The organism is Arthrobacter sp. zg-Y1143 (genome assembly GCF_030125565.1).
In the GTDB taxonomy this organism is placed as follows: domain Bacteria; phylum Actinomycetota; class Actinomycetes; order Actinomycetales; family Micrococcaceae; genus Arthrobacter_B.
The window spans coordinates 169,359-191,709 of sequence record NZ_JASKLW010000009.1; the positions used below are offsets into that span (position 1 = coordinate 169,359).

General features: G+C 65.6%; 21 protein-coding genes. 13 read left to right on the top strand and 8 right to left on the bottom strand.

The window, feature by feature from the left end:
• The first annotated feature begins 38 nt into the window (after positions 1 to 38).
• Both QNN98_RS11415 and QNN98_RS11420 read left to right on the top strand, forming a co-directional pair.
• Complete coding sequence (locus tag QNN98_RS11415; RefSeq protein WP_283997198.1) at positions 39 to 1,256, top strand: NRAMP family divalent metal transporter; 1,218 nt, start codon at positions 39 to 41, stop codon at positions 1,254 to 1,256.
• A gap of 33 nt (positions 1,257 to 1,289) precedes the next feature.
• Positions 1,290 to 2,141 carry a putative hydro-lyase gene (locus QNN98_RS11420; protein ID WP_283997200.1) on the top strand — a complete coding sequence of 284 codons (852 nt, stop codon included), beginning with the start codon at positions 1,290 to 1,292 and terminating at the stop codon, positions 2,139 to 2,141.
• 1,160 nt (positions 2,142 to 3,301) lie between these two features.
• Here QNN98_RS11420 and QNN98_RS16540 read toward each other — a convergent pair.
• The 5 genes from QNN98_RS16540 to QNN98_RS11440 all read right to left on the bottom strand — a co-directional run bounded on the left by QNN98_RS16540 (position 3,302) and on the right by QNN98_RS11440 (position 8,750).
• Entirely contained in the window at positions 3,302 to 3,556 is a 255-nt protein-coding gene (locus QNN98_RS16540; RefSeq protein WP_502864725.1) for a DUF2188 domain-containing protein, read from the bottom strand.
• A gap of 119 nt (positions 3,557 to 3,675) precedes the next feature.
• A complete protein-coding gene (locus QNN98_RS11425) occupies positions 3,676 to 4,338 on the bottom strand; it encodes a GntR family transcriptional regulator (protein WP_283997202.1) in 663 nt (220 codons plus the stop codon).
• A gap of 91 nt (positions 4,339 to 4,429) precedes the next feature.
• A complete protein-coding gene (locus tag QNN98_RS11430; protein ID WP_283997204.1) occupies positions 4,430 to 6,175 on the bottom strand; it encodes an acetyl/propionyl/methylcrotonyl-CoA carboxylase subunit alpha in 1,746 nt (581 codons plus the stop codon).
• Positions 6,172 to 7,995: a 5-oxoprolinase subunit B/C family protein gene (locus QNN98_RS11435; protein ID WP_283997206.1), complete on the bottom strand. Its 1,824-nt coding sequence runs from the start codon at positions 7,993 to 7,995 to the stop codon at positions 6,172 to 6,174. Before QNN98_RS11435 ends, QNN98_RS11430 begins: the two co-directional genes overlap by 4 nt.
• Positions 7,992 to 8,750 carry a LamB/YcsF family protein gene (locus tag QNN98_RS11440; protein WP_283997208.1) on the bottom strand — a complete coding sequence of 253 codons (759 nt, stop codon included), beginning with the start codon at positions 8,748 to 8,750 and terminating at the stop codon, positions 7,992 to 7,994. Before QNN98_RS11440 ends, QNN98_RS11435 begins: the two co-directional genes overlap by 4 nt.
• Before the next feature lie 369 nt (positions 8,751 to 9,119).
• Between QNN98_RS11440 and QNN98_RS11445 the strand changes: the two genes are divergently transcribed.
• Positions 9,120 to 9,539, top strand: coding sequence for a hypothetical protein (locus QNN98_RS11445; RefSeq protein ID WP_283997210.1), 420 nt, complete (start codon positions 9,120 to 9,122; stop codon positions 9,537 to 9,539).
• Between the two features lie 50 nt (positions 9,540 to 9,589).
• Positions 9,590 to 10,111, top strand: a complete 522-nt coding sequence (locus tag QNN98_RS11450; RefSeq protein ID WP_227926768.1) for a hypothetical protein — start codon at positions 9,590 to 9,592, stop codon at positions 10,109 to 10,111.
• Between the two features lie 56 nt (positions 10,112 to 10,167).
• Here QNN98_RS11450 and QNN98_RS11455 read toward each other — a convergent pair whose 3' ends face one another.
• Positions 10,168 to 11,292 (bottom strand): thermonuclease family protein, encoded by a 1,125-nt coding sequence (locus tag QNN98_RS11455; RefSeq protein WP_283997211.1) that lies wholly within the window; start codon positions 11,290 to 11,292, stop codon positions 10,168 to 10,170.
• Positions 11,293 to 11,644: 352 nt separating this feature from the next.
• On the opposite strand from QNN98_RS11455, the gene QNN98_RS11460 reads away from it, so the two are divergent.
• The 5 genes from QNN98_RS11460 to QNN98_RS11480 all read left to right on the top strand — a co-directional run bounded on the left by QNN98_RS11460 (position 11,645) and on the right by QNN98_RS11480 (position 16,792).
• The gene (locus QNN98_RS11460) at positions 11,645 to 12,037 is read left to right on the top strand and encodes a hypothetical protein (protein ID WP_227926770.1); all 393 of its coding nucleotides are present in this window, start codon (positions 11,645 to 11,647) and stop codon (positions 12,035 to 12,037) included.
• 249 nt (positions 12,038 to 12,286) lie between these two features.
• Positions 12,287 to 13,408, top strand: coding sequence for a multiple monosaccharide ABC transporter substrate-binding protein (gene chvE, locus QNN98_RS11465; protein ID WP_283997214.1), 1,122 nt, complete (start codon positions 12,287 to 12,289; stop codon positions 13,406 to 13,408).
• A gap of 123 nt (positions 13,409 to 13,531) precedes the next feature.
• The gene (gene mmsA / locus QNN98_RS11470; RefSeq protein WP_283997216.1) at positions 13,532 to 15,094 is read left to right on the top strand and encodes a multiple monosaccharide ABC transporter ATP-binding protein; all 1,563 of its coding nucleotides are present in this window, start codon (positions 13,532 to 13,534) and stop codon (positions 15,092 to 15,094) included.
• Positions 15,095 to 15,117: 23 nt separating this feature from the next.
• Positions 15,118 to 16,293, top strand: coding sequence for a multiple monosaccharide ABC transporter permease (gene mmsB, locus QNN98_RS11475; RefSeq protein ID WP_283997473.1), 1,176 nt, complete (start codon positions 15,118 to 15,120; stop codon positions 16,291 to 16,293).
• 82 nt (positions 16,294 to 16,375) lie between these two features.
• A complete protein-coding gene (locus QNN98_RS11480; RefSeq protein WP_227913429.1) occupies positions 16,376 to 16,792 on the top strand; it encodes a VOC family protein in 417 nt (138 codons plus the stop codon).
• Positions 16,793 to 16,801: 9 nt separating this feature from the next.
• Here the strand turns inward: QNN98_RS11480 and QNN98_RS11485 are convergent, their stop codons facing one another.
• The gene (locus QNN98_RS11485) at positions 16,802 to 17,071 is read right to left on the bottom strand and encodes an Atu4866 domain-containing protein (RefSeq protein ID WP_227926774.1); all 270 of its coding nucleotides are present in this window, start codon (positions 17,069 to 17,071) and stop codon (positions 16,802 to 16,804) included.
• A gap of 154 nt (positions 17,072 to 17,225) precedes the next feature.
• Here QNN98_RS11485 and QNN98_RS11490 point away from each other — a divergent pair, with 154 nt between their 5' ends.
• On the top strand, positions 17,226 to 18,029 hold the full coding sequence (locus tag QNN98_RS11490; RefSeq protein WP_283997220.1) for a helix-turn-helix domain-containing protein: 804 nt from the start codon (positions 17,226 to 17,228) through the stop codon (positions 18,027 to 18,029).
• Positions 18,030 to 18,059: 30 nt separating this feature from the next.
• On the opposite strand, the gene QNN98_RS11495 is transcribed toward QNN98_RS11490, so the two are convergent.
• Positions 18,060 to 18,608, bottom strand: a complete 549-nt coding sequence (locus QNN98_RS11495; protein ID WP_502864710.1) for a VOC family protein — start codon at positions 18,606 to 18,608, stop codon at positions 18,060 to 18,062.
• Positions 18,609 to 18,706: 98 nt separating this feature from the next.
• On the opposite strand from QNN98_RS11495, the gene QNN98_RS11500 reads away from it, so the two are divergent.
• From QNN98_RS11500 to QNN98_RS11510, 3 genes are all read left to right on the top strand, one after another.
• Positions 18,707 to 19,567, top strand: a complete 861-nt coding sequence (locus QNN98_RS11500) for a helix-turn-helix domain-containing protein (protein WP_283997222.1) — start codon at positions 18,707 to 18,709, stop codon at positions 19,565 to 19,567.
• Between the two features lie 54 nt (positions 19,568 to 19,621).
• Positions 19,622 to 20,770 (top strand): GDSL-type esterase/lipase family protein, encoded by a 1,149-nt coding sequence (locus tag QNN98_RS11505; protein WP_283997224.1) that lies wholly within the window; start codon positions 19,622 to 19,624, stop codon positions 20,768 to 20,770.
• Between the two features lie 149 nt (positions 20,771 to 20,919).
• Positions 20,920 to 21,765 carry a protein NO VEIN domain-containing protein gene (locus QNN98_RS11510; protein ID WP_283997226.1) on the top strand — a complete coding sequence of 282 codons (846 nt, stop codon included), beginning with the start codon at positions 20,920 to 20,922 and terminating at the stop codon, positions 21,763 to 21,765.
• The last annotated feature ends 586 nt before the right edge of the window (positions 21,766 to 22,351 follow it).

The window sequence follows — 22,351 nt, forward strand, 5'->3', positions numbered from 1 at the left end:
TGTGGCCCACCCCACACCTTCCAGCGATCGGAACCAGCATGGACAGCACGGCCACTAAGGCAAAGGTCCGGCCCAACGCCAAGCGCACCGCACTGCTCGGTGCCATGTTCCTGATGGCCACCAGTGCCATCGGACCAGGATTCATAACCCAGACCACGGTCTTCACCGTCCAGCTCGGCGCGGCCTTTGCCTTCGCCATCCTCGTTTCAATCCTGGTGGACATAGCCGTCCAGCTGAACGTCTGGCGGATCATCGGGGTTTCCGGCCTGCGCGCCCAGACCCTGGGCAACAAGGTCCTTCCCGGTGCCGGCTGGGTCCTTGCCGGGCTCGTCTTCATCGGCGGACTGGTGTTCAACATCGGCAACATCGCCGGTACCGGCCTGGGCCTGAACGCCATGCTGGGGCTGGACACCAAAATCGGCGGCGCCATTTCCGCCGCCGTCGCCATTTTCATTTTCCTGTCCAAAAAGGCAGGCCTCGCCCTGGACCGGATTGTTGTGGCCCTGGGCGCGGTGATGATCCTGCTGATGCTCTACGTAGCCGTCAGCGCCGCACCGCCGGTGGGGGAGGCACTAAAGAATACCGTGCTGCCCGCGCAGGTGGACTTCCTGACCATCACCACCCTGATCGGCGGAACCGTGGGCGGGTACATCACCTACGCCGGCGCGCACCGGCTGCTCGACTCCGGCACCACCGGCCCCGGCTATGTGAAGGACATCACCAAGGTCTCGCTGCTGGGCATCATTGTCACCGGCATCATGCGCGCACTGCTGTTCCTGGCCATCCTGGGCGTCGTCGCCGGCGGAGTCACCCTGGCCGGCGACAACCTGGCCGCCGACGCCTTCCGGCATGCCGCCGGGGAAATCGGGCTGCGGATGTTCGGCATTGTCTTCTGGGCCGCGGCCCTGACCTCCGTGATCGGCGCGGCCTACACCTCGGTGTCCTTCGTGACGACGCCGGAAACCAAGGACCGCACGCGCAGCTGGATTACGGTGGGCTTCATCGCCTTCTGCACCGCCGTCTACCTCCTGCTGGGCCAGGCCCCGCAGACCCTGCTGGTCTTCGCCGGCGCGTTCAACGGGTTGATCCTCCCGCTGGGCTTCGGCATCCTGCTGTGGGCAGCATGGCGGCGCCGTGACCTGCTGCAGGGATACGTCTACCCCAAGTGGCTGCTGATCATCGGCGTGCTGGCCTGGGCGCTGACGCTGTTCCTGGGCTGGAATTCCCTGTCAGGCCTCGCCAAGCTCTGGCAGTAACCGGAGCCGGACTTTCGGAAAGGACAACAGATCATGGATAACATCACCGATGCGGTTCCGGATCGCACCACGGTTCCGGACCGAACCACGGTTCCGGAGCCGGTACACCCGGCCGCCCTCGCCCCGGCGGAAGCCCGGGCGCTGTTCCGGAACGGACTGGTCACCCCGACGGCGGGCTGGTCCGCCGGCTACGCCCAGGCCAACCTGCTCATCGTGCCCAAAGAGCAGGCCTTCGACGTCCTGCTCTTCGCCCAGCGCAACCCGAAGTCCTGCCCCATCCTGGGCGTGCTCGACGCCGGTGAAACCGCAGGCGCGCTGCTCGCCGGCGGCGACATCCGCACCGACGTCCCCCGCTACACGGTGTACGAAAACGGCGTGAAAGTTGCCGAACCCACCGACATCACCGGGTACTGGCGTGATGACCTGGTGACCTTCATTGTCGGCTGCAGCTTCACCTTCGAGGCGGCCCTGCAGGAGGGCGGGATCCGGGTGGCTCACATCGACCAGGGCACCAACGTGCCGATGTACCGCACCTCGGTCCGCTGCGAACCGGCCGGCAGCATGGCCGGACCGCTGGTGGTCTCGATGCGGCCCGTGCCTGCTTCGCAGGTTGCCGACGCCGTGCGGATCACCTCCCGCTACCCGGCGGTGCACGGCGCTCCGGTACATGTGGGCAATCCGGCCGAGATCGGCATTGCGAACCTGGGCCGGCCGGACTTCGGGGATCCGGTGGAGATTGCCGAAGGCTACGTTCCGGTCTTTTGGGCCTGCGGCGTCACGCCGCAGGCCGCAGTGATGGAATCCAGGCCCTCGCTGGCCATCGGCCACGCACCCGGCCACATGCTCATCACGGACGCCCGGGACAGCTCGTACCTGGTGCCCTAGCCCTTAAAGCAGAGGCGTGGCGATTGACGGAGGCGCACCAGTCATGGGCCCCAAGTCGACCCGGACTACGGTGAGTATCGTTCGGCGATTCCCCTTCGGTATCGGTGAGATACGGTACGCGCATTGGCGTCTTCTGTCCCGCATGAAGGGGCAGGCGGGACAGAAGACCGGTCAACTAATCCGTTTCCGCTGGCGCTTCGTCCGGGGGCCAGCCGTTCGTACGAAGCGTATTGGCGAGGCGACTTTCCCACCCTTCTCGGTGGGGTATACGTGTGTATCTCTTGACGCCTCCCGCACGAAAAAGGTCGACGCGGCTTAGCTTCGACCATTCTCGCCACTGGTCGTACATGACGTACAAGGCATTTCCGTACTGGGCATTCTCGAAAACGACCAGATCTTCCCGAAACTTGTAACCAATGTAGTTAGATGCGCCCTTCCCAAAGATAAGGGCAGTCGGACCATGGCTCTGGAGTACCGCAAGCCGCGTTTGTGTCGAGTGACTGATGTGTCGCACATGTCCGGCTGAACTGTTTGGATCAGTAGCTACGTCTTGCCAGGTCCCCCCGGGCAAAATTTCCCAATCAACGTATTGCTGCTGAAGCCAAGCAACTAGTGTCTGATTAGTTGGAACAATGCCAACGGAACCTACGTTTTCTTGAAGAAGCGACAAGGCGAATATAAGATCGTCGTCGTCCCAACCAGCAGCCCGATCGAACACTCTGTCTACAGCGAAGACGACATTACTAGTCTTTGAATCTCGGTTCCGATCAACTTCAATTAGGAGGGGAAGTTGCAGTGCATATAGGAGCTCACGGGGCCATACATCTCTGGTCTGACTGATCCAGTGGTGAGAGTGGCTATTGAAGCTTGGTGCCCACCAGCCGAAGTCCTTTGGAGTTTTTCCTCGTGTTCGAACCGAGACCTCACGGCCATGCTGGTTCCAAGATGAATATCGCCCATTGTTTGCAGGCGGTACAATAGAGGGTGGAAAAGTGTAAAGGCCAGTTTGGTCAACACCTCCATCCAGGCTCAACCATTGCTCAACCTTCTTAGGCTCGAGGCGTGCGGTTGTTCCGACTCGAAAAGTGTCAGTTGTAAGTGAAGTTATTTGTTTGCGGATAGAAACTGGAATGGTACGAAATCCCTTTTTTCCCATTTCGCTATCCCCTCGATGCCTTCGGGTCGTTGCCCGGCTTGATCGTGTCCTGCTGGCGGATACGGCCGTTTAGCCCACGAATCAACATCTCCCCTCCGCCGTCGTTGCCCAAAATCGAACGGGCTCGATCTATCGCTTGACTTTGGGTATTGGTGACAGCAGACGCACGGGAGCCACCGGGGATGATAACTTCGTAGTCTCCATCAGAGCGCCGCTGGACGATTCTCTTGTTTGTTTCCGAAATGATCGGGCTCCTCATCTGTAATGTACATGAGGCCAGACTGACCTCATTGAGGTTCACTATGGACAATGATTCTCAATAATTGAGCAATGAGCACTGAAGAGATCGGCAATTTTGGGTCAGGTCGCGCCCAGGACCTACGGGTGCATGTGTGCGAGCAGCTCCGCCTCGGCGGCATCCAGGTAGGCCTGCAGCACCTTGGCAGCCTTGGCGCGTTTGCCCGTGCGGAGCAGCTCCACCAGCCGGGCGTTCTGCTCCACGTAGGTGGAGTGGAAGTCCGGCTGGCTGCTCATGGCGTGGAAGACCAAGCGCATTTCGGCCAGGACCCGGCCCATGACCTGCTGCAGCTGCTCGCTGCCTGACATTGCAACAAGTGCCTGGTGGAAGGCCTGGTTGGCGGCCGCCATTTCGCCTACCGCCCCGCGCTCCTTCGCGCCCCGGGCCCGGGCGATCACGGCGTCGAGCCGGTCCAGGTCCAGTTCCGGACCCCAGAGAACGGCCGAGGGTTCCAGCATCCGCCGGACCCGGTAGATTTCCCGCACTGCGTCCGCGCCGGGGGCGGCCACAAACACGCCCCGGTTGGGGTACCGGGTGACGGCGCCTTCAATGCTGAGCATGGTGAACGCCTCGCGCAGCGTATTGCGGGAGACCTGCAGCGACGCGGCCAGCTGCTGTTCGGAGAGCTTGGTGCCGGGCAGCAGTTCTCCGGCGGCAATGCTGCTGCGCAGCACATCGGCCACCCACACCGTGGTGTTGGCGTGGTCGGCTCGCTCGGTGGCTTCCCCCAGGTTCACAGGCATCTCCCTAATCTAGCCGTACGGCAGCGGTGCCGCCGCCTGAGGTGGAACCCGGAGAACCGGCCGCTGGGGGACGGCCGATCCTCCGGAGCTTTTAGGGGCGGATCTCGCCCAGGGCATCGCCGCGTCCGACGGCGGCGCCCGGTTCGGTGGCAGCCCGCGTGAAGGTGCCGGACCGGTGGGCGCGGACGGTGGTTTCCATCTTCATCGCCTCCAGCACGGCGACCGGATCGCCTTCGGCCAGCTGCGCGCCGTCGTCGGCCACCCATTTCACCAGGTTCCCGGCCATCGGCGAGGCGAGCACAGCCTCGTCCGCCGCCGCGCCGGCACCGCCGGACCCGGCAGGCGCAGCAGCAGTGCCGCCGCCGGCGCGCAGCGCGTTCAGCAGCGCGGCCGGCACGCCCAGGGCCACCGCCTTGCCGTCGACGTCGATGGTCAGCGTTTCCCGCTCGGCGCCGGGCAGTGACGCAGCGATTTCCGGGGACGCGGCCAGCGGTTCGGCGAATTCGGACTCGATCCACGTGGTGTACACACCCAGGGCGTCCTCCCGGGTGAAGGCCTCGGAGCGGACCACGGCCCGGTGGAACGGCACCACGGTAGGCACCCCGCGGATCACCAGCTCATCCAGGGCCGCTCGGGCCCGGCGCAGCGCCTGCGGCCTGTCCTCGCCCCACACAATCAGCTTGGCCATCAGCGAGTCATACTCGGCGGGCACCACGGACCCGGTCCGGACGCCGGAATCCATCCGGATGCCCGGACCCGTGGGCGGTTCGAAGGCTTCCACCGGGCCGGGGCCGGGCAGGAACCCGCGGGCTGGATCCTCGGCGTTGAGCCGGAATTCGAACGCGTGCCCGTGCGGCGCCGGGTCGGTGGTGTTGGACAGCGGCAGCCCGTCGGCAATGCGGAACTGCTCGCGGACCAGGTCGACGCCGGCGGTTTCCTCGGTGACGGGGTGCTCCACCTGCAGCCGGGTGTTCACTTCCAGGAAGCTGATCAGCCCGTCCGGGGAGACGAGGTATTCCACGGTGCCGGCACCGGTGTAGCCGGCTTCGCGGCAGATGGCTTTGGCGGAGGCATGGATGGTGGCCCGCTGCTCTTCGGTGAGGAACGGGGCGGGGGCTTCCTCGACGAGTTTCTGGTTGCGGCGCTGCAGCGAGCAGTCCCGGGTGCCGACGACGACGACGTTGCCGTGCGTATCAGCCAGCACCTGGGCCTCCACGTGCCGGGGCTTATCCAGGAACCGTTCGGCGAAGCATTCACCGCGGCCGAAGGCGGACACTGCTTCGCGGACCGCCGATTCGAACGCGTCCTCCACATCTTCGAGCCGACGGGCAATCTTCATGCCGCGGCCGCCGCCGCCGAACGCCGCCTTGATGGCCACCGGCAGCCCGTGTTCCTCGGCGAAGGCACGGACCTCTTCGGCACTTTGGGCCGGGCCCTGCGTTCCGGGCACCAGCGGGGCACCGGCGCGGACGGCGATCTCGCGGGCAGTGACCTTGTTGCCCAGGTCGCGGATGGCCTGCGGGGAGGGACCGATCCAGGTCAGCCCGGCGTCGAGCACCGCCTGCGCGAAGTCCGCGTTCTCGGACAGGAACCCGTAGCCGGGGTGCACGGCATCCGCGCCGGCCCGCCGGGCGGCGTCGATCAGTTTGGGGATGTTCAGGTAGGTGTCCGTGCTGGCGGAGCCGTGCAGCGGGTAGGCCTCGTCCGCGATGCGGACGTGCAGGGCGTCGGCGTCGGGGTCCGAGTACACGGCGGCGGAGCTGATGCCGGCGTCGGAGCAGGCGCGGGCCACCCGCACGGCAATCTCGCCGCGGTTGGCTATGAGGACCTTCTTCATGGGGTTCCTTCCGTGAACAGCCCGGCGGTTTCCTCTGCGGACAGCGGGGCCAGGGTGTCGGGGTTCGAGAAAACAAAGCGCACCGGGTGCCCGGGCGGCAGCTGGGCGGCCACGGGCAGATCCTGCGGCACGACGACGGCGATCACCGGGTAGCCGCCGGTGACGGGATGGTCGGCCAGGAACAGGACGGGCAGGCCCGACGGCGGGACCTGCAGCGAGCCCGCCACCACGCCTTCGCTGGGCAGTTCCCCGTCCCGGATGCGTTCCAGCGGGGCGGCGTCCGGGTCCTGCGGGTCGGCGGCCAGCCGCACACCGATCCGGTTGGACTCGTTGGTGGCCAGCCAGGTGTGTGCGGTCAGGGCAGTGGCGGCGTCGGGGCCGAACCAGTCCTGCCGGGGGCCGGCCGTGACCCGCAGCAGGGTGGGGGTGCCGCCGTCGCCCAGGCTGCCGGGCGTGCTGCCCTCCGGCAGGGGAGAGGGTTCGGCGGTGCCCACCGGGGCTGAGTCGGAGACCGCGCCGACGGGCAGGAGGGTGCCGGCCTCGAGCGGTGCCGGGCCGATGCCACTCATCGTGTCTGTGCTGCGGCTGCCCAGGACCGGGTCCACGGCCACGCCGCCGCGGACGGCAACGTAGGAGCGGACGCCGCGGAACGGGGTGCCGAGGGTCAGCGTTTCGCCGTCCAGTAGGGCAAAGGGGGTGTCCAGCGGTGCGGGCCGGTCCCGCTCGCCGCCGGGGGAAACGACGGCGGCGGGAATCTCCGCGCCGGACAGGGCCAGGACGGTGTCCCCGCGGGATGTCAGCTCCAGCCCGCCGAGAAGGTTCTCGATCACGGCAGCGTCGGCCGGATTGCCGACCAGCCGGTTCGCCTGACGGGCGGAACGGGTATCCGCGGCACCGGCTATGGAGACGCCAAGGTCCGCATAACCGGGGCGGCCGAGATCCTGGATCAGGGACTGGAGGCCTGGGGTGCGCACCTCGAGCGTCGTTTGGTCGCCTTGGGTGGGCGGGGACACCTCATCGTCCCTTAGACACCTCCCTCGTTCCTCGGTCGGCGATGCGGGACTCACGAGGTGTCCCAGCCCCTCGTTCGTTCCCTCGCTCGCGGGAGACGCCGGGTCTTCGGTGCCCGTGCTCGGAGCCTCGGCCTGAGAACTTGAAGTGGTGGTAACCAATTCACGGACGGGATGGAAGATTACTGAATCGCCAGGGCGGATGAGAGCAGGGTTTGGGCGGGAGAGGTCCCATAAAAGGGCGTTGGTATGGCCGATAAGTTGCCAGCCGCCGGGAGAAGTGCGGGGGTAGATGGCTGAATAGTCCCCGGCCAGGGCCACTGAGCCCGCGGGGACGGCTTTGCGGGGGGAAGTGCGGCGGGGGACGTTCAGGGCAGGGTCGCCGCCCACCAGATAGGTGAAGCCGGGGGCGAAGCCGCCGAACCCGCCGGTCCACGCTGTGCCGGTATGGGCGTTGACCACAGCCGCTTCGGAGAGGCCGGTGAGCTGGGCCACCTCGGCCAGGTCCTCGCCGTCGTACACCGTTTCGATGGTGACCGTGCGGGCGTCCGGCAGCTCGGCGTGGGAGAAGTCCAGGTTCTCCAGCAGTGCGGCAGCGGCGACCGTTTCGCGGCGGCCGGCGAACCGGACCAGCACGGTCCCGGCAGCGGCCAGCGCGTCCACCTGTCCGGGCAGCGGACGGGACTGCAGCTGTGCGTGGAGGGCGACGACGTCGGCCAGCGAACCAAGCTCGACCAGCAGCGCCCTCGTCCCGGCGGGACGGATGCCGCGGATGTGCCCTCCCGCGTCCGTCTCCACGGGGGAACTCATACGAAGCTCTGGATGGTGACGCCGGCCTCTTCGAGTCCGGCGCGGACGGCCCGGGCCATGGCTACGGCGCCGGGGGTGTCGCCGTGCACGCAGATCGATTCGGCGGACATCGGGATCTCGGTGCCGTCGACGGCAGTGATGGTGCCCTGGGTGGCCAGGCGGACCATGTTGGCGGTGACAGTGTCGGCGTCGTGGATCACCGCGTTGGGTTCGCGGCGCGAGACGAGAGTGCCGTCGGGGTTGTAGTTGCGGTCGGCGAAGGCTTCGGTGACGCCGCGCAGCCCGGCGTCGGCAGCGATGTCCAGGGCAACCGCTCCGGGCAGAAGCAGGACGGGCAGGTTTTTGTCGAAGGTGCGGACGGCATCGATGACGGCGCGGGCGTGCACCTCGTGGCGCACGATGGTGTTGTACAGCGCGCCGTGCGGCTTGACGTAGCGGATTTCCGAGCCGGCCGCCCGGGCCATGGCCTGCAGGGCACCGAGCTGGTAGAGCACGTCATCGAACAGCTCCGTGTAGGAGCAGTCCAGGAAGCGCCGGCCGAACCCGGCCAGATCACGGTACGCGGGGTGCGCGCCGATGGTGACGCCGGCGGCCACCGCGTCGCGGCAGGTCTGCGCAATGGTGGACGGATCCCCGGCGTGGAAGCCGCAGGCCACGTTGGCGCTGGAGACGGATTCGAAGACGGCGGCGTCGTCGCCCATGGTCCAGTTGCCGAAGGACTCGCCCACGTCGCTGTTCAGATCAATGACCGTCATGGTTCTGCCTCCGCGCTCGGGTGATGCAATGGTGTTCCTATAGTGTGCCCCGTCACGTCGGATTGTTCAACAATCGGCGCGATGTTCTGTCGGCAGGAGTCCGAAGTCTCCGGCGGTGCATGGGTACTTCTGCCCATGTCCGGCGATCAGCACATGCCATAGGCTGTCCGCGACAAGGGGGAAGTTGTGAATGATATGGCTGTGCCAGCTGACAGGCTGAAAGTACGGGCAGCTGCGCTTGTTGCGTTTTTGGTGGCGGTCCTCTGCGGTTGCGCGGGCGCGGGCGATGCCGCAGATCCGGCAGAGGGCACAAACCATTCGTCGCAAGCGTCTACGAACAAAACCTCCCGGCAGGCGTACGACGAGTTTGTGGTTCAGATGGAGGAAATCCTGGCCGTGACAGGTGAGACCACGGGCTGGACCACTGAATTCGGCAAGCCGTGGGACTCTGACCTGGATATCGTCCTGGTGCCGCGGGCCTGTGATACCGAGAACTGGGAGGACTCGCCGCAGCGGCTGCAGCTGACGGTGATCGGACCGGGAACGGAGGACCCGCAGACGGACCGCGCCGCCATAATCCAGTATATGGAGGACAAGGGGCTGACGGTCAGTGGTCTCTTCGGTGACCCTTCCTATCCCGACGGTGTGTCCTGGGATGCTTCCGGCCTCGGTGAAAACGGCTTGGAGATTACTTACGGCACGAGCTCCCAGTCACGGGTGATAAGCCTGTACGGGGAGTGCTCCAGCCATCCGTCCATGCAGAATAAGGTCTCCGGGGACACGCCCTAGCCATGCGGATTTCCCGGCGGCTAGTGATGATGGTGTGTGCTCTGTCCGTCGTGTCGGGCGGGCTTGCCGGCTGCGGAATTGGCGCCCAAGGGCTGGAGGATGCTCCTGCCGGTTCCGCCGACAAAACGTCCCGGGAGTCGTACGACCAGTTCGTAGCCCAGATGGACGAGATCCTGGCCGTCACCGGAGCAACCACGGGATGGACGTCTGAATACGGGTATGCATGGCCCCCGGAACCGGACAAGGCCCTGATCCCGAGGCCGTGCGACAGTGAAAACTGGAAGGATTCACCGCGTCAGATAACGCTCCAGCTCCTTGGACCGGGGACGGAGGACTTTGAAGCTGATCGGGATGCAATGATCCGGTACATGGAGGGGCGGGGCATGGAGATCAGCGGCGTCCTCGGGGATTCGTCATATCCGGAGGGGGTGGCCTGGAATGCCGTCGGCCAGGGCGCGAACGGGCTGACGATTGACTATGCCACCAGTCCGAGCCACCGGGCCGTGACTCTGTACGGAGAGTGCTCCAGCCATCCGTCCATGCAGGAGGGTGTTTCCCGCACCGCGCCCTAGCCCGCAACAGCAACGGCTGCCGAGCGAGCGGCAGCCGTTGCTGTTGCAGAACCCGTTTAGCAGGGACGCCAGGACTTGCCGCCGGGCGCGTAGCAACGCGGACCGGTGTAACCGGCATACGGGTTGCTCTGCACCGGCGGGGCCGGCGCAACATACTGCTGGGTCTGGCGGTTGGCCTCGGCCTGGCGGTTCGCTTCCGCCTGGGCCGCGGCAACGCGGTTGGCCTCGGCCTGCTCGGCCGCAACCCGGTCCGCTTCGGCCTGGGCAGCCTGCGCGGCCTCAGCGGCAACCCGCTGCGCTTCGACTTCCGCCGCTACACGTGCTGCCTCGTCTTCGGCGGCCTGCCGTTGATCCTGCAGGGTGACGAGCTGGTCATGCCGGGTATGGATGGTGGACTTGGCCGCAGCAGACCGCGCCTTCAGTGCGGTGCGTTCCGCCTCGGTCAGTGCCTTCCACATCAGGTTGTCCCCGGTCTTGAGCGCGGCTTCCACGGCGTCCGCCGCTTCATCCACGGTCCGAACCAGCGCGTACACGACGGCGACGGCCGCGGCAGCCTCATCCGCAGTGGAACCGGTGCCGGCAGCGGCAGCCTGGGCCACCGCCTGCTCCGCGGCGCCGACCATGGCGGGCACCGTGCATCCAACAGTGGTGCTGTACAGGCCAACCTTGTTCTCCCGGGCCTCCTGATACGCCTCATCCACCGGCGGCCGGAACTTAACGTTCTTCCCGAAGGTCACCGGGAAGCCCAGGCCCGCCCGCGCCACTTCGGCGTTCATCAGCCGGTCCTTGGCGTCATACACCCCGGCAAGGGTGCGTCCGTAGCGGTCCTCGCGCTCGACGTCGTACTCCAGTTCCACGGTGCTGCCGGCCGGAAGTGCCTTCTTCAGGAACTCCGTGGCCTCCGGGCCCAGGCACTGCACGGGCTCGTTGGGGTCCTTGGTCTCGGGGGTGTCCACGTTCAGCAGCCGAACCGTGACGTCCTCGTTGTCGAGGTCAACCACCAGGGTGTCACCGTCGATCACCCGGACCACAGTCGCTTCGTCGCGAGGCTCCGGTGCTGCGTCGGCAGCAGCCGGAGCGGAGCAGGAGGATCCTGCCAGAACTACGACGGCGGCTGCCGCGACGGCAGCCGCCTTTCTTTTCAGTGCGGAGCAGTGAACTCCGACGGTAGTGCGATACAAAATGTTCCCCATCTATAGAAATAACCGGTAGAACTATCGGCACAAACCGTCGAGGGGGTAGCTGTAGGGCCGGAGGTGCACGGCACCGACTGAGCACATAACGGGCTATTGGCGCCCGGGGAAGCCCGGGAGCTGCTCAGTAGATGGGGAGCGGGCCCGGGGAAGCCCGGGAGCTGCTCAGTAGAACGCTTCCCAAAAGAGATTGTGGCCACTCACCGGCGCCCGTGCACACAGTCGGCCGTTCAAACCTGAAAGAATGGACAAAAGCCGGCTCGGGGGAGTTCAGCTGAAGAACCCGTTGGGGAATTCCCCGTGCCGACGCGCCACCGTCAGTCTCATGCAGGAGCCCTCCATGTCATCCGAATCATCCGCCTCGCCCTTCGCCATTGCTGACGGCGCCCGCGTAACCGTCTACGGTGCGCACGGCCGCCCCGAGCTGTCCGCGTTTGTGCCCGCCACCGCGTTCCTGGCCGAGGACAGCGGACGGTTCCCGGCCGACGTCGTTGTCCTGTTCGTTTCCACGGCGGCGGACCTGGCCCACGAACTGGCCACCGCGGCGGCTTCGGTGGAGCCGGGCGGCGTGCTGTGGGTCTGCTATCCCACCGCAGAGGTGGACGGGGTGGCTCCGGACCTGAACCGCGACACCGTGGCGTCGCTGTTCGAGACCAATGACTGGGAACCGGTGGGAGACACCGTGCTCGACGGCGCGTGGTCGGCGGTGCGGGGACGCCCCGCCGGGGAGTAGTGCAAGTAAACCGGTAGGTAATCTGCTCCGTTCGAGTAGGTATCTGCTCAATTTCTCTTGTCGTAACCGCCGCAGGGTGGATATGTTGTCTGCGCCTACAAATAAGTTGACGGCCTCGGCCCTCAACGGGCGTTACAGCGTTGTATCCGCTCGATCCAGCCGCCGGGCCAGCCGGGGCCCCCTCCGCCGTGTTCCCTAGGTGCCGGGTACCCGAATTCCGTCAGCGGGATCCTTTTCGAAGGTTTCAGCATGAGCAGAATCAAAAATGTCTCGGCTATCCTCCTCGCTTTCGGCCTTGCCAGCGGCATGGCTGCGTGTGCCCCGGCGGGAACTTCGGGTGACGGGGGCGGGGAGGGTGAGGCCGCTTCCTGCAACGTCGGCATCTCCATGCCCACCCGGAGCCTGGAACGCTGGATCAATGACGGCGAGGGTCTGAAGGAAAAACTCGAGGCCAAGGACTGCACCGTGGACCTGCAGTACGCCGATGACAAAACCGACCAGCAGATCAGCCAGATCCAGAACCAGATTGCCGGCGGCGCGGAGATCCTGGTGGTCGCGGCCATCGACGGCGAGGTCCTCGGCCCCACCCTCGAGGACGCCAAGTCCCAGGACATCCAGGTGATCGCGTACGACCGCCTGATCAACGGCACCGACGCGGTGGACTACTACGCCACCTTCGACAACTACAAGGTGGGCCAGCTGCAGGGCGAGTTCATCGAAGAGCAGCTGGGCCTGGCCGACGGCGAAGGACCCTACAACCTCGAACCGTTCGCCGGCAGCCCGGATGACAACAATGCGGCGTTCTTCTTCGCCGGTGCCTGGGACGTGCTGCTGCCGTACGTGGAAAGCGGGCAGCTGGTGGTTCCCTCCGGCAAATCCCCGGCCAGCAACGAGGACTGGACGTCCATCGGCATCCTCGGCTGGAAGTCCGCGGATGCGCAGGCGGAAATGGACAACCGGCTGCAGTCCTTCTACACGGGGGACAAGAAGGTTGACGTGGTGCTTTCCCCGAATGACAGCCTCGCCCTGGGCATCGAATCCTCCCTGGACGCCGCCGGCTACGAACCGGGAACGGACTGGCCGGTGATCACCGGCCAAGACGCCGACGTCGCCAACGTCCAGGCCATGCAGGGGGACCGGCAGTCGATGACCGTCTGGAAGGACACCCGCGAACTCGGCACCCAGGTGGAAACCATGGTGGACGCGATCGTGGCCGGTAACGAAGTGGAGGTCAACGACACCGACACCTACGACAACGGGGTGAAAGTTGTTCCCACCTACATCCTGGAACCGGTGGTCGTCACCAAGGACACGGTCCAGGAGGAACTGGTGGACTCGGAATTCATGTCCGCTTCCGACGCCGGCCTCTGACCCGGCGCCCCTTCCGGACTGATCCCGTCCCTCCTCCGGCCCGGACCAGGGGCACGACGACGGCGGCCGCCTCCCGCCGTCGTCGTACCCCCTGGCTCCGCGTAAGCGATAGCGAGAACGCGTATGAGTGACGTCATCCTGCAAATGGACGGCATTGTGAAGGAATTCAGCGGGGTCCGGGCGCTCGACGGCGTCTCCGTGGACGTGGAACGCGGCGGTGTGCACGCGATCTGCGGCGAAAACGGCGCCGGGAAATCCACCCTGATGAAGGTGCTCAGCGGGGTGTACCCGCACGGCAGCTTTGACGGGACCATCACGCTGGAGGGCCAGCCGGTCAGCTACGGCTCGATCAACGACTCCGAGCATGACGGCATTGTGATCATCCACCAGGAGCTGGCGCTGAGCCCTTACCTCTCCATCGCGGAGAACATTTTCCTGGGCAACGAAGTGGCGCGCGGGGGAGTGATCGACTGGAACAAAACCAATATGGAGGCCGCCAAGCTGCTGCGGCGGGTGGGCCTGGCGGAAAACCCGGCCACCAAGATCGTGGAACTGGGTGTGGGCAAGCAGCAGCTGGTGGAAATAGCCAAGGCGCTGTCCAAGGAAGTGAAGATCCTGATCCTGGACGAGCCAACCGCCGCCCTGAACGACGACGACTCCGCGCACCTGCTCGGCCTGATCCGGCAGCTGCGCGACACCGGGATCACCTCGATCATCATTTCCCACAAGCTCAAGGAAATCCGTTCCATTGCGGACATTGTCACCGTGATCCGGGACGGGAAAACCATTGAAACCTTCGAGGTCCAGGACAGCGACGAAATTGAAACCCGGATCATCCGGGCCATGGTGGGCCGGCCGCTGGACAACCAGTTCCCGGAACGCGAACCCCGGATCGGGGAGGAGAAGTTCCGGGTGGAGGACTGGACGGTGCACCACCCCATCGACGTGGACCGGGTGGTGGTGGACCGGGCGTCCTTCAACGTGCGGGCGGGGGAAATTGTCGGGTTTGCCGGGCTGATGGGAGCAGGCCGGACCGAGCTGGCGATGAGTATTTTCGGCCGCTCCTACGGCAGCGGCATTTCCGGGCGGGTCTACAAGGACGGCGTCGAAATCCGTACCCGCACCGTGGACGAGGCGATCGGCCACGGCATCGCGTACGTCAGCGAGGACCGGAAACGGTACGGGCTGAACCTGATCGGCAGCGTCACGGTGAACGTGTCCGCCGCGGCGCTGGGCAAACTGGCCAGGCTGGGCATCATCGACCGGAACCGCGAATACGGGGTGGCCGATGACTACCGCAAACGGATGAACATCCGCACCCCCAGCGTCTCCTCCCTGGTGGAGAACCTCTCCGGCGGCAACCAGCAGAAGGTGGTGCTGAGCAAGTGGATCTACTCCGGGCCGGAAGTGCTGATCCTGGACGAACCGACCCGGGGGATCGACGTCGGCGCCAAGTTTGAAATCTACGGAATCATCAACGAAATGGCGGCGCAGGGCAAGGCAGTAATTGTCATTTCCAGTGAACTGCCCGAACTGATCGGGCTCGCGGACCGCATCTACACCATTGCCGAGGGCCGGCTCACCGCCGAAGTGCCGCGGGCCAAGGCCACGCAGGAGGAGCTGATGCGCCACATGACCGCCGACCGGACCCAAGCTGACCGGACCCAAGGAGCACAAGCCTCGTGACCACCACTACTCCAGAGCAGGCCATGGCCCCGCTGCCGCCCAAGCCCGGCAAGACCGGCAAGAAACGACGCCGGGTGGACCTGCGCGCGTACGGCATCCTCGGCGCGCTGGCCGTGATCATCCTGCTGTTCCAGATCCTCACCGGCGGCCGGCTGCTGTACCCGGGCAACGTCAGCAACCTGTTCCAGCAGAACGCGTATGTGCTGATCCTGGCCATCGGCATGGTGATTGTCATTATCGCCGGGCACATCGACCTGTCCGTGGGGTCAGTGGTGGCCACGGTCGGGGCCATTGCCGCGCTGGCCATGAACAACTGGGGGATGCCCTGGTGGGCGGCGGTGCTGCTCTCCCTCGTCGTCGGCGCCGTGATCGGTGCCTGGCAGGGGTTCTGGGTGGCGTTCGTCGGGATCCCGGCGTTCATCGTCACCCTGGCCGGGATGCTGGTGTTCCGCGGCACCGCCCTGATCCTGCTCACAGGCGGCACCATCAGCGGCCTGCCCCGCCCGTATACGGCAATCAGCAGCGGCACGCTGCCCGCCACCGGCACACCGGACCTGGTGACGCTGGGCATCGGGGCGCTCGCGTGCGTGGCGCTGGTGGTGCAGCAGCTGCGGGGCCGGGCGGACCTGCGCCGGCTGGACCTGCCGCGCGAACGCAACGGGTCCTTTATCTTCAAGATCGCGCTCGCCGTGGTGGCGATCATGTACCTCTGCTACCTGCTGGCCTACAGCCGGGGCATGCCGATCATCGTGGTCATCCTGGCCGTGCTAGTGCTCGCCTATTCGTTCCTGCTGAACCGGACGGTGTTCGGCCGGCACGTCTACGCGATGGGTGGAAACCTGAACGCGGCCATGATGTCCGGCGTGAAGACGCAGTGGGTGAACTTCTTTGTGTTTGTGAACATGGGGTTCCTAGCCGGGCTGGCCGCAGTGGTCAGCACCGCGCGGGCCGGCGGCGCCGTGGCATCGGCCGGCGGCGGGTTCGAGCTGGACGCGATTGCCGCCGTGTTCATCGGCGGAGCGTCGGTGCAGGGCGGCGTGGGCACCGTGGTGGGTGCCGTGATCGGTGCCCTGGTGATGGGCGTGCTGAACCAGGGTCTGTCCATTCTGTCCGTGGACGCCGCCTGGCAGCAGGTGATCAAGGGCCTGGTGCTGCTGGCCGCGGTGGCCTTCGGGTTCAGCCGGCGGAAGGCACGGTAGGAGGTTTTTGCCCTTTCCGCCGGCGGGGCGGGAGGCCTACTCTGGCGGGGTACTGTCCGCACTTACCTGCAAGGAGACAGCTATGCCCAGCCAGATGAATCCCTACCTCAGCTTCCGGGACAACGCCCGGGAGGCGATGGACTTTTACCAGAGCGTGTTCGGCGGAACGCTGGAGTCCAGCACGTTCGCCGACATGAACATGGCCGAGGACCCCGCCGAGGGCAACAAGATCATGCACTCCTCCCTGACCACCGACAACGGCTTTGTACTGATGGCCTCGGACACGCCGTCGGGCATGAACCTGAACGAGGGCAGCAGCTACTCCATCTCACTCAGCGGCAACGACGCGGAGGAACTGCGCGGCTACTGGGATCGGCTGCTCGACGGCGGCCAGATGGACCTGCCGTTGGAGAGGGCGCCGTGGGGTGACCTGTTCGGGATGCTGACGGACCGGTTCGGGACGAGCTGGATGATCAGCATCGAGGGGCAGGACTCCTAGGGCCGGCTCTTACTGGACCGGAGTCTCCCGGTAGAGCACGAGGTGCTCGTGGTAGAGGACGCCGTCGCGGATGTCGCCCGTTGCGGTGAAACCGGTGTCGTCCCGGTAGTCCAGGTGGGCTCCGGTGACCGTGTAGCTGCCGGTGTAGGCACTGGCCCGGTCGCCGCGTGCCTCGTCGTAGCGTCCGTTGGGCAGCAGTTCCTGCCGGATGTAGCCGTCCGCGGTCACCCACATGCCGACGACGTCGAGGTCCTGGGTCTTGCTGCCGTGCGTTGCCATGCGTAGTTCTCCTAGTGTTCGTGCCGGGAAGCGTTGGGACTGCGGATCGATTGGGGTAGATCCCGGCAGTCTTGGTGTCGAGCCTAGGCAGAATCCCGTCGTCGAGCATGGGTGCGCTTCACCCACCCTCCACACCAATCGATAGGCTGGTGACATGGGGGAAGACAATCTGGGGGCGTTCCTGCGGGCCCGCCGCAACGCTGCGGACGCAGCGTTGTATCCGTTCGCCAGCCACACCCGGCGCCGGGTGCCCGGGCTGCGGCGCGAAGAAGTTGCCGAACTAGCCGGGCTGAGCACCGACTACTACCTGCGCCTGGAGCAGGGCCGCGAGAAGAACCCGTCCGGGCAGGTTCTCACCGCCCTGTCGGCGGCACTGCAGATGACCCGGCACCAGGACGAGCGCCTGCACCTGCTCGCCGGGCGCTCGCCGCAGCGGACCCCGTCCCCTCGGGCGGTGGATCCCTCGCTGGCACACCTGCTGGAAACGTCCACGGATTCGGCCGCGTTCATTCTAGATTCGCTGCTGAACATCACGCAGCTCAACCCGTTGGCGGAGGCGCTCTTCAGCGGCTTTGCGGACAACGGAAACTTTGCCCGGAACGCGTTCCTGGACCCGGCGGGCCGGCACTTCTTCGCCGACTGGAACCGCGCGGCCGAGTCCTGTGTCGGCGCGCTGCGCACCACCATGGATTTCCACCCCGATCGGCAGGAACGGGACGCGCTGATCACCGAACTGCGGACCGACTCGGAGTTCGACCGGTTGTGGCAGCTGTTCGCGGTCGAGCCGAAAACACGGGAGGGCAAGGTCCTGCACCACGAGCGGGCCGGCACGATTGCCGTCACCTTCTATACCTTCCAGGTGGCAGAAGCACCGGGGCAGCAACTGGTGGTTTACGAGGCCGAGGCCGACGGTTCCAGCGAGCAGCGGATGAAATCGCTGCTCGCTGTGAGGTCCTGATTACCGCCCGCCCCTAAAAGCCGCGCGGCCCTAGCCGGACTGCTCTGCCGCCCATTCCGCGACCCGGCGGGCGCTTTCCTCCTCGGAGAGGTCCTCCACCCGGCTCATCACGGACCAGCGCACCCCGAACGGGTCGCGGATACTGGCGAACCGGTCTCCCGAGACGAAGGTGCTCAGCGGTTCCCGGATGGTCGCGCCAGCCGCCTCGGCCCTCGCCACGGTCTCGTCGGCGTTGGCGCAGTAGAGGCCCATGGAGTAGCAGTCCTCGTCGCCGGACGGCATCGGGACCAGCCCGAACTGCGCGTTCGGTTCGCCCAGCTGGAGCCGCCCGGTGCCGAAGTCCAGGTCCGCATGCACCACCACCCCGCCCATCTCGGTGATGTCGACGGGCCTGGCACCGAAGACGTCCCGGTAGAAGTCGATCGCGGCCCGGGCGTCCGGTACGGCCAGGAACGGGGTCAGGGTGGTGGCACCATGCGGCATGCCGTTGGTGGTGTGGGCGCCGGTGACGCCTGCGGGGCTCTTACCGGTTGATCCGGTGTCCGGTGTGCTTGAATTCGGTGTGTTTGTTGTAGTCATGGTGCCAGCGTAGGCAGGGCGGCAGGGGCCGGGCTTGAAGATTCGCGACAGGTTCCGGGCCACTGGGTGAGGAAGTTCGTTGCGCGGATAGGGGGGCGATGGTCGAGCAGTGGCGCGGCACCCTGTACCCGGCGCGGCTGCCGGAGTTCCATCGGATCCTACCGGCGGCAGAGTTGGCGGACCGGGTCCGCTGGGTGTGGATTCCGGAATGGAACCTTGCTCCGGGGCGGGTGTCCCGGCAGGAGGTCCTGCCCTTTCCGGCGTTGAACCTTGTGGTGGACAAGGACGGGGTCACGCTTTCCGGTCCTGCCACCCGGCGGTCCTTCCGCGACCTGTCGGGCCGGGGCTGGGCGGTAGGCATGCTGCTGCGTCCCGCTGCGGTGCCGATGTTCACTGACGATCCAGGCAGCCTCCGCGACACTGAGATCGAAGTCGACGCTCCGGACTTACTGGCCGCGGTGGTGGCGGCGATGGCCGGTAAGCCGCAGGGCGACGACGACGCGGCCGGGGCCGACCGCGAGGGTGCCGGGGCCGGCGTCGTACCGGTTCCTGACGTCGCTGAGGTGCGCCGCGCTGCCGCCGTCGCCGCGGCTGCCCGTTGGCTGGAAGTCCGCGTTCCCGCTCCCGATGCCGAGGGGCGGCTCGCGAACCGGCTGGAGGACCTGATCCCGGCGGATGCGTCGATCACCCGGGTGGACCAGCTTGCCGGGCAGCTCGGCGTCTCGGTGCGGACGGTGCAGCGCCTCGCCCGGCGGTATGTCGGGCTGCCGCCGCTGGCCATGATCCGCCGTTACCGGCTGCAGGAGGCGGCGGAACGGCTGCGGCTGCATCCCGAAACCCCCATTGCCGATGTTGCCGCCGACCTGGGCTACGCCGACCACGCCCATCTGGCCGCCGACTTCCGTGAGGTACTCGGCTTCACGCCCAGCGGCTACCGGCGGTCCGCGGCTGAATCGTAGGGGTGTCCGCAGGCGCTTTCCGGAAGTGACCGGGCCTGCGGTATGACTTAACCCATGATCACCAGTGCCATTACGCCCTCACTCGTTCGCGGCGCCGCGGAACTCGAATCCACCGCCCGGGGGCTCCGGCCGCACCGGCTGCCGGCATCAGTGCGGGAGCGTTTCCCCGATCCGCAGCTGCTGATGGCCGAGTCCCAGCCCTCCGGCGTCCGGCTGGTCTTTACGACGACGGCGGAACAGGTCGAGCTGGTCACGCATCCCACGCGCGTGGTCTACCTGGGTGCGGACCGGCCGCGGGGATTCGTTGACCTGCTGGTCGACGGCGAGCTGCTGCACAGCGACGAACTCACCGGGGGCTCGTACACCGAGGTGAACATGTCCACCGGGGCGAGCCGGCAGGTGGAGGGGGAGTCGCACGTCAGCGCGTTTTCCCTGCCTGCGGGCGCGAAAGTGGTGGAGATCTGGCTGCCGCACAACGAGTCGGTGGAGCTGGTGGAGCTGCGGTCGGATGCTCCGGTGGAGGCGTACGACTCCGGGCGGCCGGTCTGGCTGCATCACGGCAGTTCCATCAGCCACGGCTCCAATGCTGCGACGCCGTCGGGCATCTGGCCTGCGGTGGCGGCGCGGATCGGCGGCGTCGAGCTGCACAACCTCGGCTTCGGCGGCAGCGCCCTGGTGGATCCGTTCACCGCGCAGCTGATGCGGGATACCCCGGCGGACCTGATCAGCGTGAAACTGGGCATCAACGTGGTGAATGGGGACGTGATGCGGCTGCGCGCCTTTGTGCCGGCGGTGCACGGGTTCCTGGACACCATCCGCGAGGGGCATCCGGAGACGCCGCTGGTGCTCGTTTCGCCGATCTTCTGTGGCATTCATGAGGACACTCCCGGTCCGGGCGCTTTCGATCCGGCGTCGTTCGGGACCAATCAGGTACGGTTTATCGCTACCGGCTCGCCGGAAGGTGTGGCTGCCGGTCAGCTGACGTTGCGGGTGATCCGTGAGGCGCTGGCGTCGCTGGTGGAGCGTCGGGCCGAGGACCCGAACCTGTTCTATCTGGATGGGCTTTCGCTGTATGGGCACACCGACGCCGAGGAGCACCCGCTGCCCGACGCGTTGCATCCAGACGGTGCGACGCACCAGCTGATAGGGGAGCGATTTGCGAAGTACGCCTTCGCGGGGAAGGGGCCGTTCGGGACGGCCTGATACTCGTTTACTGACTGGGGGAAGCCTGGACACGGCAAGTATTCGAGGGGCTAGGGAGCAACTGCCTGCCGTTGGAACGAAACGAGTGACGACGGGGTTCGCCACTATATTCTGCCCGGCCGGTTACATCCGCCGGCTATGCTCGGTGAATGACACTGGGGGAAAGAGTTAAATCGTGGACCGCCACAGAGATAGCTTTGATCATTGAGGCGTATTTCCGAATGCTTCGCTCTGAGCTGGAGGGGGAGGTATATAGCAAACGGGCGGTTAATCGGAAACTCCAGGAACAGATCGGCAGGAGTCCCGGGGCCATTGAGTATAAACATAGCAACATAAGTCACATATTGCGCGAAATGGGTTCCCTATACATAGAGGGATACAAACCAAGAAGCAACGTTCAAGAAGCCCTGCGCAGCGCCGTACAAGTGAAGCGCCAGAGCAGTTATGATCTGGACTCCCTCATGCTAAAGGTGATTGATGCACCCGATATCGGGCCAACGGACTACTTCTTGGCAGAGGAAACTCCGCCAATGGTTGAAGTTCCAGGGGAAACTTTGCACGGGCACTCCGTTGGACGAATCGATTTCCCGAGAGTCGAAGCGATGAAGCGTTCTCTCGGACTTGCTGGCGAAAAACTGACCGTACAGTTTGAGCAGCGCCGGCTCCAGACACTTGGGCGCAAGGACCTCGCGAAAAAGGTTGAGCATGTGTCCGTATCTGAGGGAGATGGCCTGGGATACGACATCCGATCCTATGATGCAGACGGATCCACAAGATTTATCGAGGTCAAGACGACCCGCAGGTCGAAGGAATGGCCCTTCTTCGTCAGTCATAATGAGGTAAGGCTTAGCAAGGAAAAAGCAGGAAGCTACTATCTGTACAGGCTGTTCCGGTTCGGTAACCCAAAGCAGGGTCTTTATACCCTTCAAGGCTCGCTTGAGGAAAGCTGCCTGTTGCGGCCGTATGACTATTACGCTGTACCTCGCTGTTCCTGAGACGGTATCCCCATCTGGACGGCGAGCAGCTCGCAGGCCCACGCCTATACCCCGTCCATGTGTCAGCAGCAATCCCTGCGCTTCCAACCCCTACCGGCTAGGTCAAGCGGGGACAGGGACGCTGCTTGACTAACGGGCAATGGCCTTGGCAATTCGTGCCGTCCACTCATTCCGACGGCGGCTTATAAAGGGCCCGGGACGACGAGCCCGGCGTTGGGCGACCATTCCAGCGTGGCGTTGGCCCACCGTAGGTGAACGTCCTGCCGCTTGTCCATGAATATCTGCAGCCTTCGTCATAGGCTTCTTCAAGTACGCGAGCAGGGCATCATTTGGGATACCGCCGCTCTATCACTCCACCCTTCACTCCGGCCTCGTGTCTGTAGGCGCGCCAGGCAGCACGGCGTTCGTGGTCGTGGCCCCCCCTCCGGAGTAAATGCTGTCCGTAGCCCAACGGGGGATACGCGCCTCATACGCGGAGAATTACAGCCATGTGCAGGAAAATACGGCATCACCGATTCACAACAGCTTGCGGTGGATGCCACTACGTTGATGCACCCGAGTGAAGCAATGCGCCGGTCCTAGCCAT

Coding starts and splice junctions, on each gene's coding strand:
- QNN98_RS11505 (WP_283997224.1), top strand. CDS start 19,622: ATGATCACCAGTGCCATTACGCCCTCACTCGTTCGCGGCGCCGCGGAA.
- QNN98_RS11435 (WP_283997206.1), bottom strand. CDS start 7,995: ATGAGTTCCCCCGTGGAGACGGACGCGGGAGGGCACATCCGCGGCATC.
- QNN98_RS11460 (WP_227926770.1), top strand. CDS start 11,645: ATGTCATCCGAATCATCCGCCTCGCCCTTCGCCATTGCTGACGGCGCC.
- QNN98_RS11510 (WP_283997226.1), top strand. CDS start 20,920: ATGACACTGGGGGAAAGAGTTAAATCGTGGACCGCCACAGAGATAGCT.
- chvE (WP_283997214.1), top strand. CDS start 12,287: ATGAGCAGAATCAAAAATGTCTCGGCTATCCTCCTCGCTTTCGGCCTT.
- QNN98_RS11490 (WP_283997220.1), top strand. CDS start 17,226: ATGGGGGAAGACAATCTGGGGGCGTTCCTGCGGGCCCGCCGCAACGCT.
- QNN98_RS11495 (WP_502864710.1), bottom strand. CDS start 18,608: ATGACTACAACAAACACACCGAATTCAAGCACACCGGACACCGGATCA.
- QNN98_RS11420 (WP_283997200.1), top strand. CDS start 1,290: ATGGATAACATCACCGATGCGGTTCCGGATCGCACCACGGTTCCGGAC.
- QNN98_RS11440 (WP_283997208.1), bottom strand. CDS start 8,750: ATGACGGTCATTGATCTGAACAGCGACGTGGGCGAGTCCTTCGGCAAC.
- QNN98_RS11485 (WP_227926774.1), bottom strand. CDS start 17,071: ATGGCAACGCACGGCAGCAAGACCCAGGACCTCGACGTCGTCGGCATG.
- QNN98_RS16540 (WP_502864725.1), bottom strand. CDS start 3,556: ATGAGGAGCCCGATCATTTCGGAAACAAACAAGAGAATCGTCCAGCGG.
- QNN98_RS11425 (WP_283997202.1), bottom strand. CDS start 4,338: ATGCCTGTGAACCTGGGGGAAGCCACCGAGCGAGCCGACCACGCCAAC.
- mmsB (WP_283997473.1), top strand. CDS start 15,118: ATGGCCCCGCTGCCGCCCAAGCCCGGCAAGACCGGCAAGAAACGACGC.
- QNN98_RS11500 (WP_283997222.1), top strand. CDS start 18,707: ATGGTCGAGCAGTGGCGCGGCACCCTGTACCCGGCGCGGCTGCCGGAG.
- QNN98_RS11430 (WP_283997204.1), bottom strand. CDS start 6,175: ATGAAGAAGGTCCTCATAGCCAACCGCGGCGAGATTGCCGTGCGGGTG.
- mmsA (WP_283997216.1), top strand. CDS start 13,532: ATGAGTGACGTCATCCTGCAAATGGACGGCATTGTGAAGGAATTCAGC.
- QNN98_RS11415 (WP_283997198.1), top strand. CDS start 39: ATGGACAGCACGGCCACTAAGGCAAAGGTCCGGCCCAACGCCAAGCGC.
- QNN98_RS11480 (WP_227913429.1), top strand. CDS start 16,376: ATGCCCAGCCAGATGAATCCCTACCTCAGCTTCCGGGACAACGCCCGG.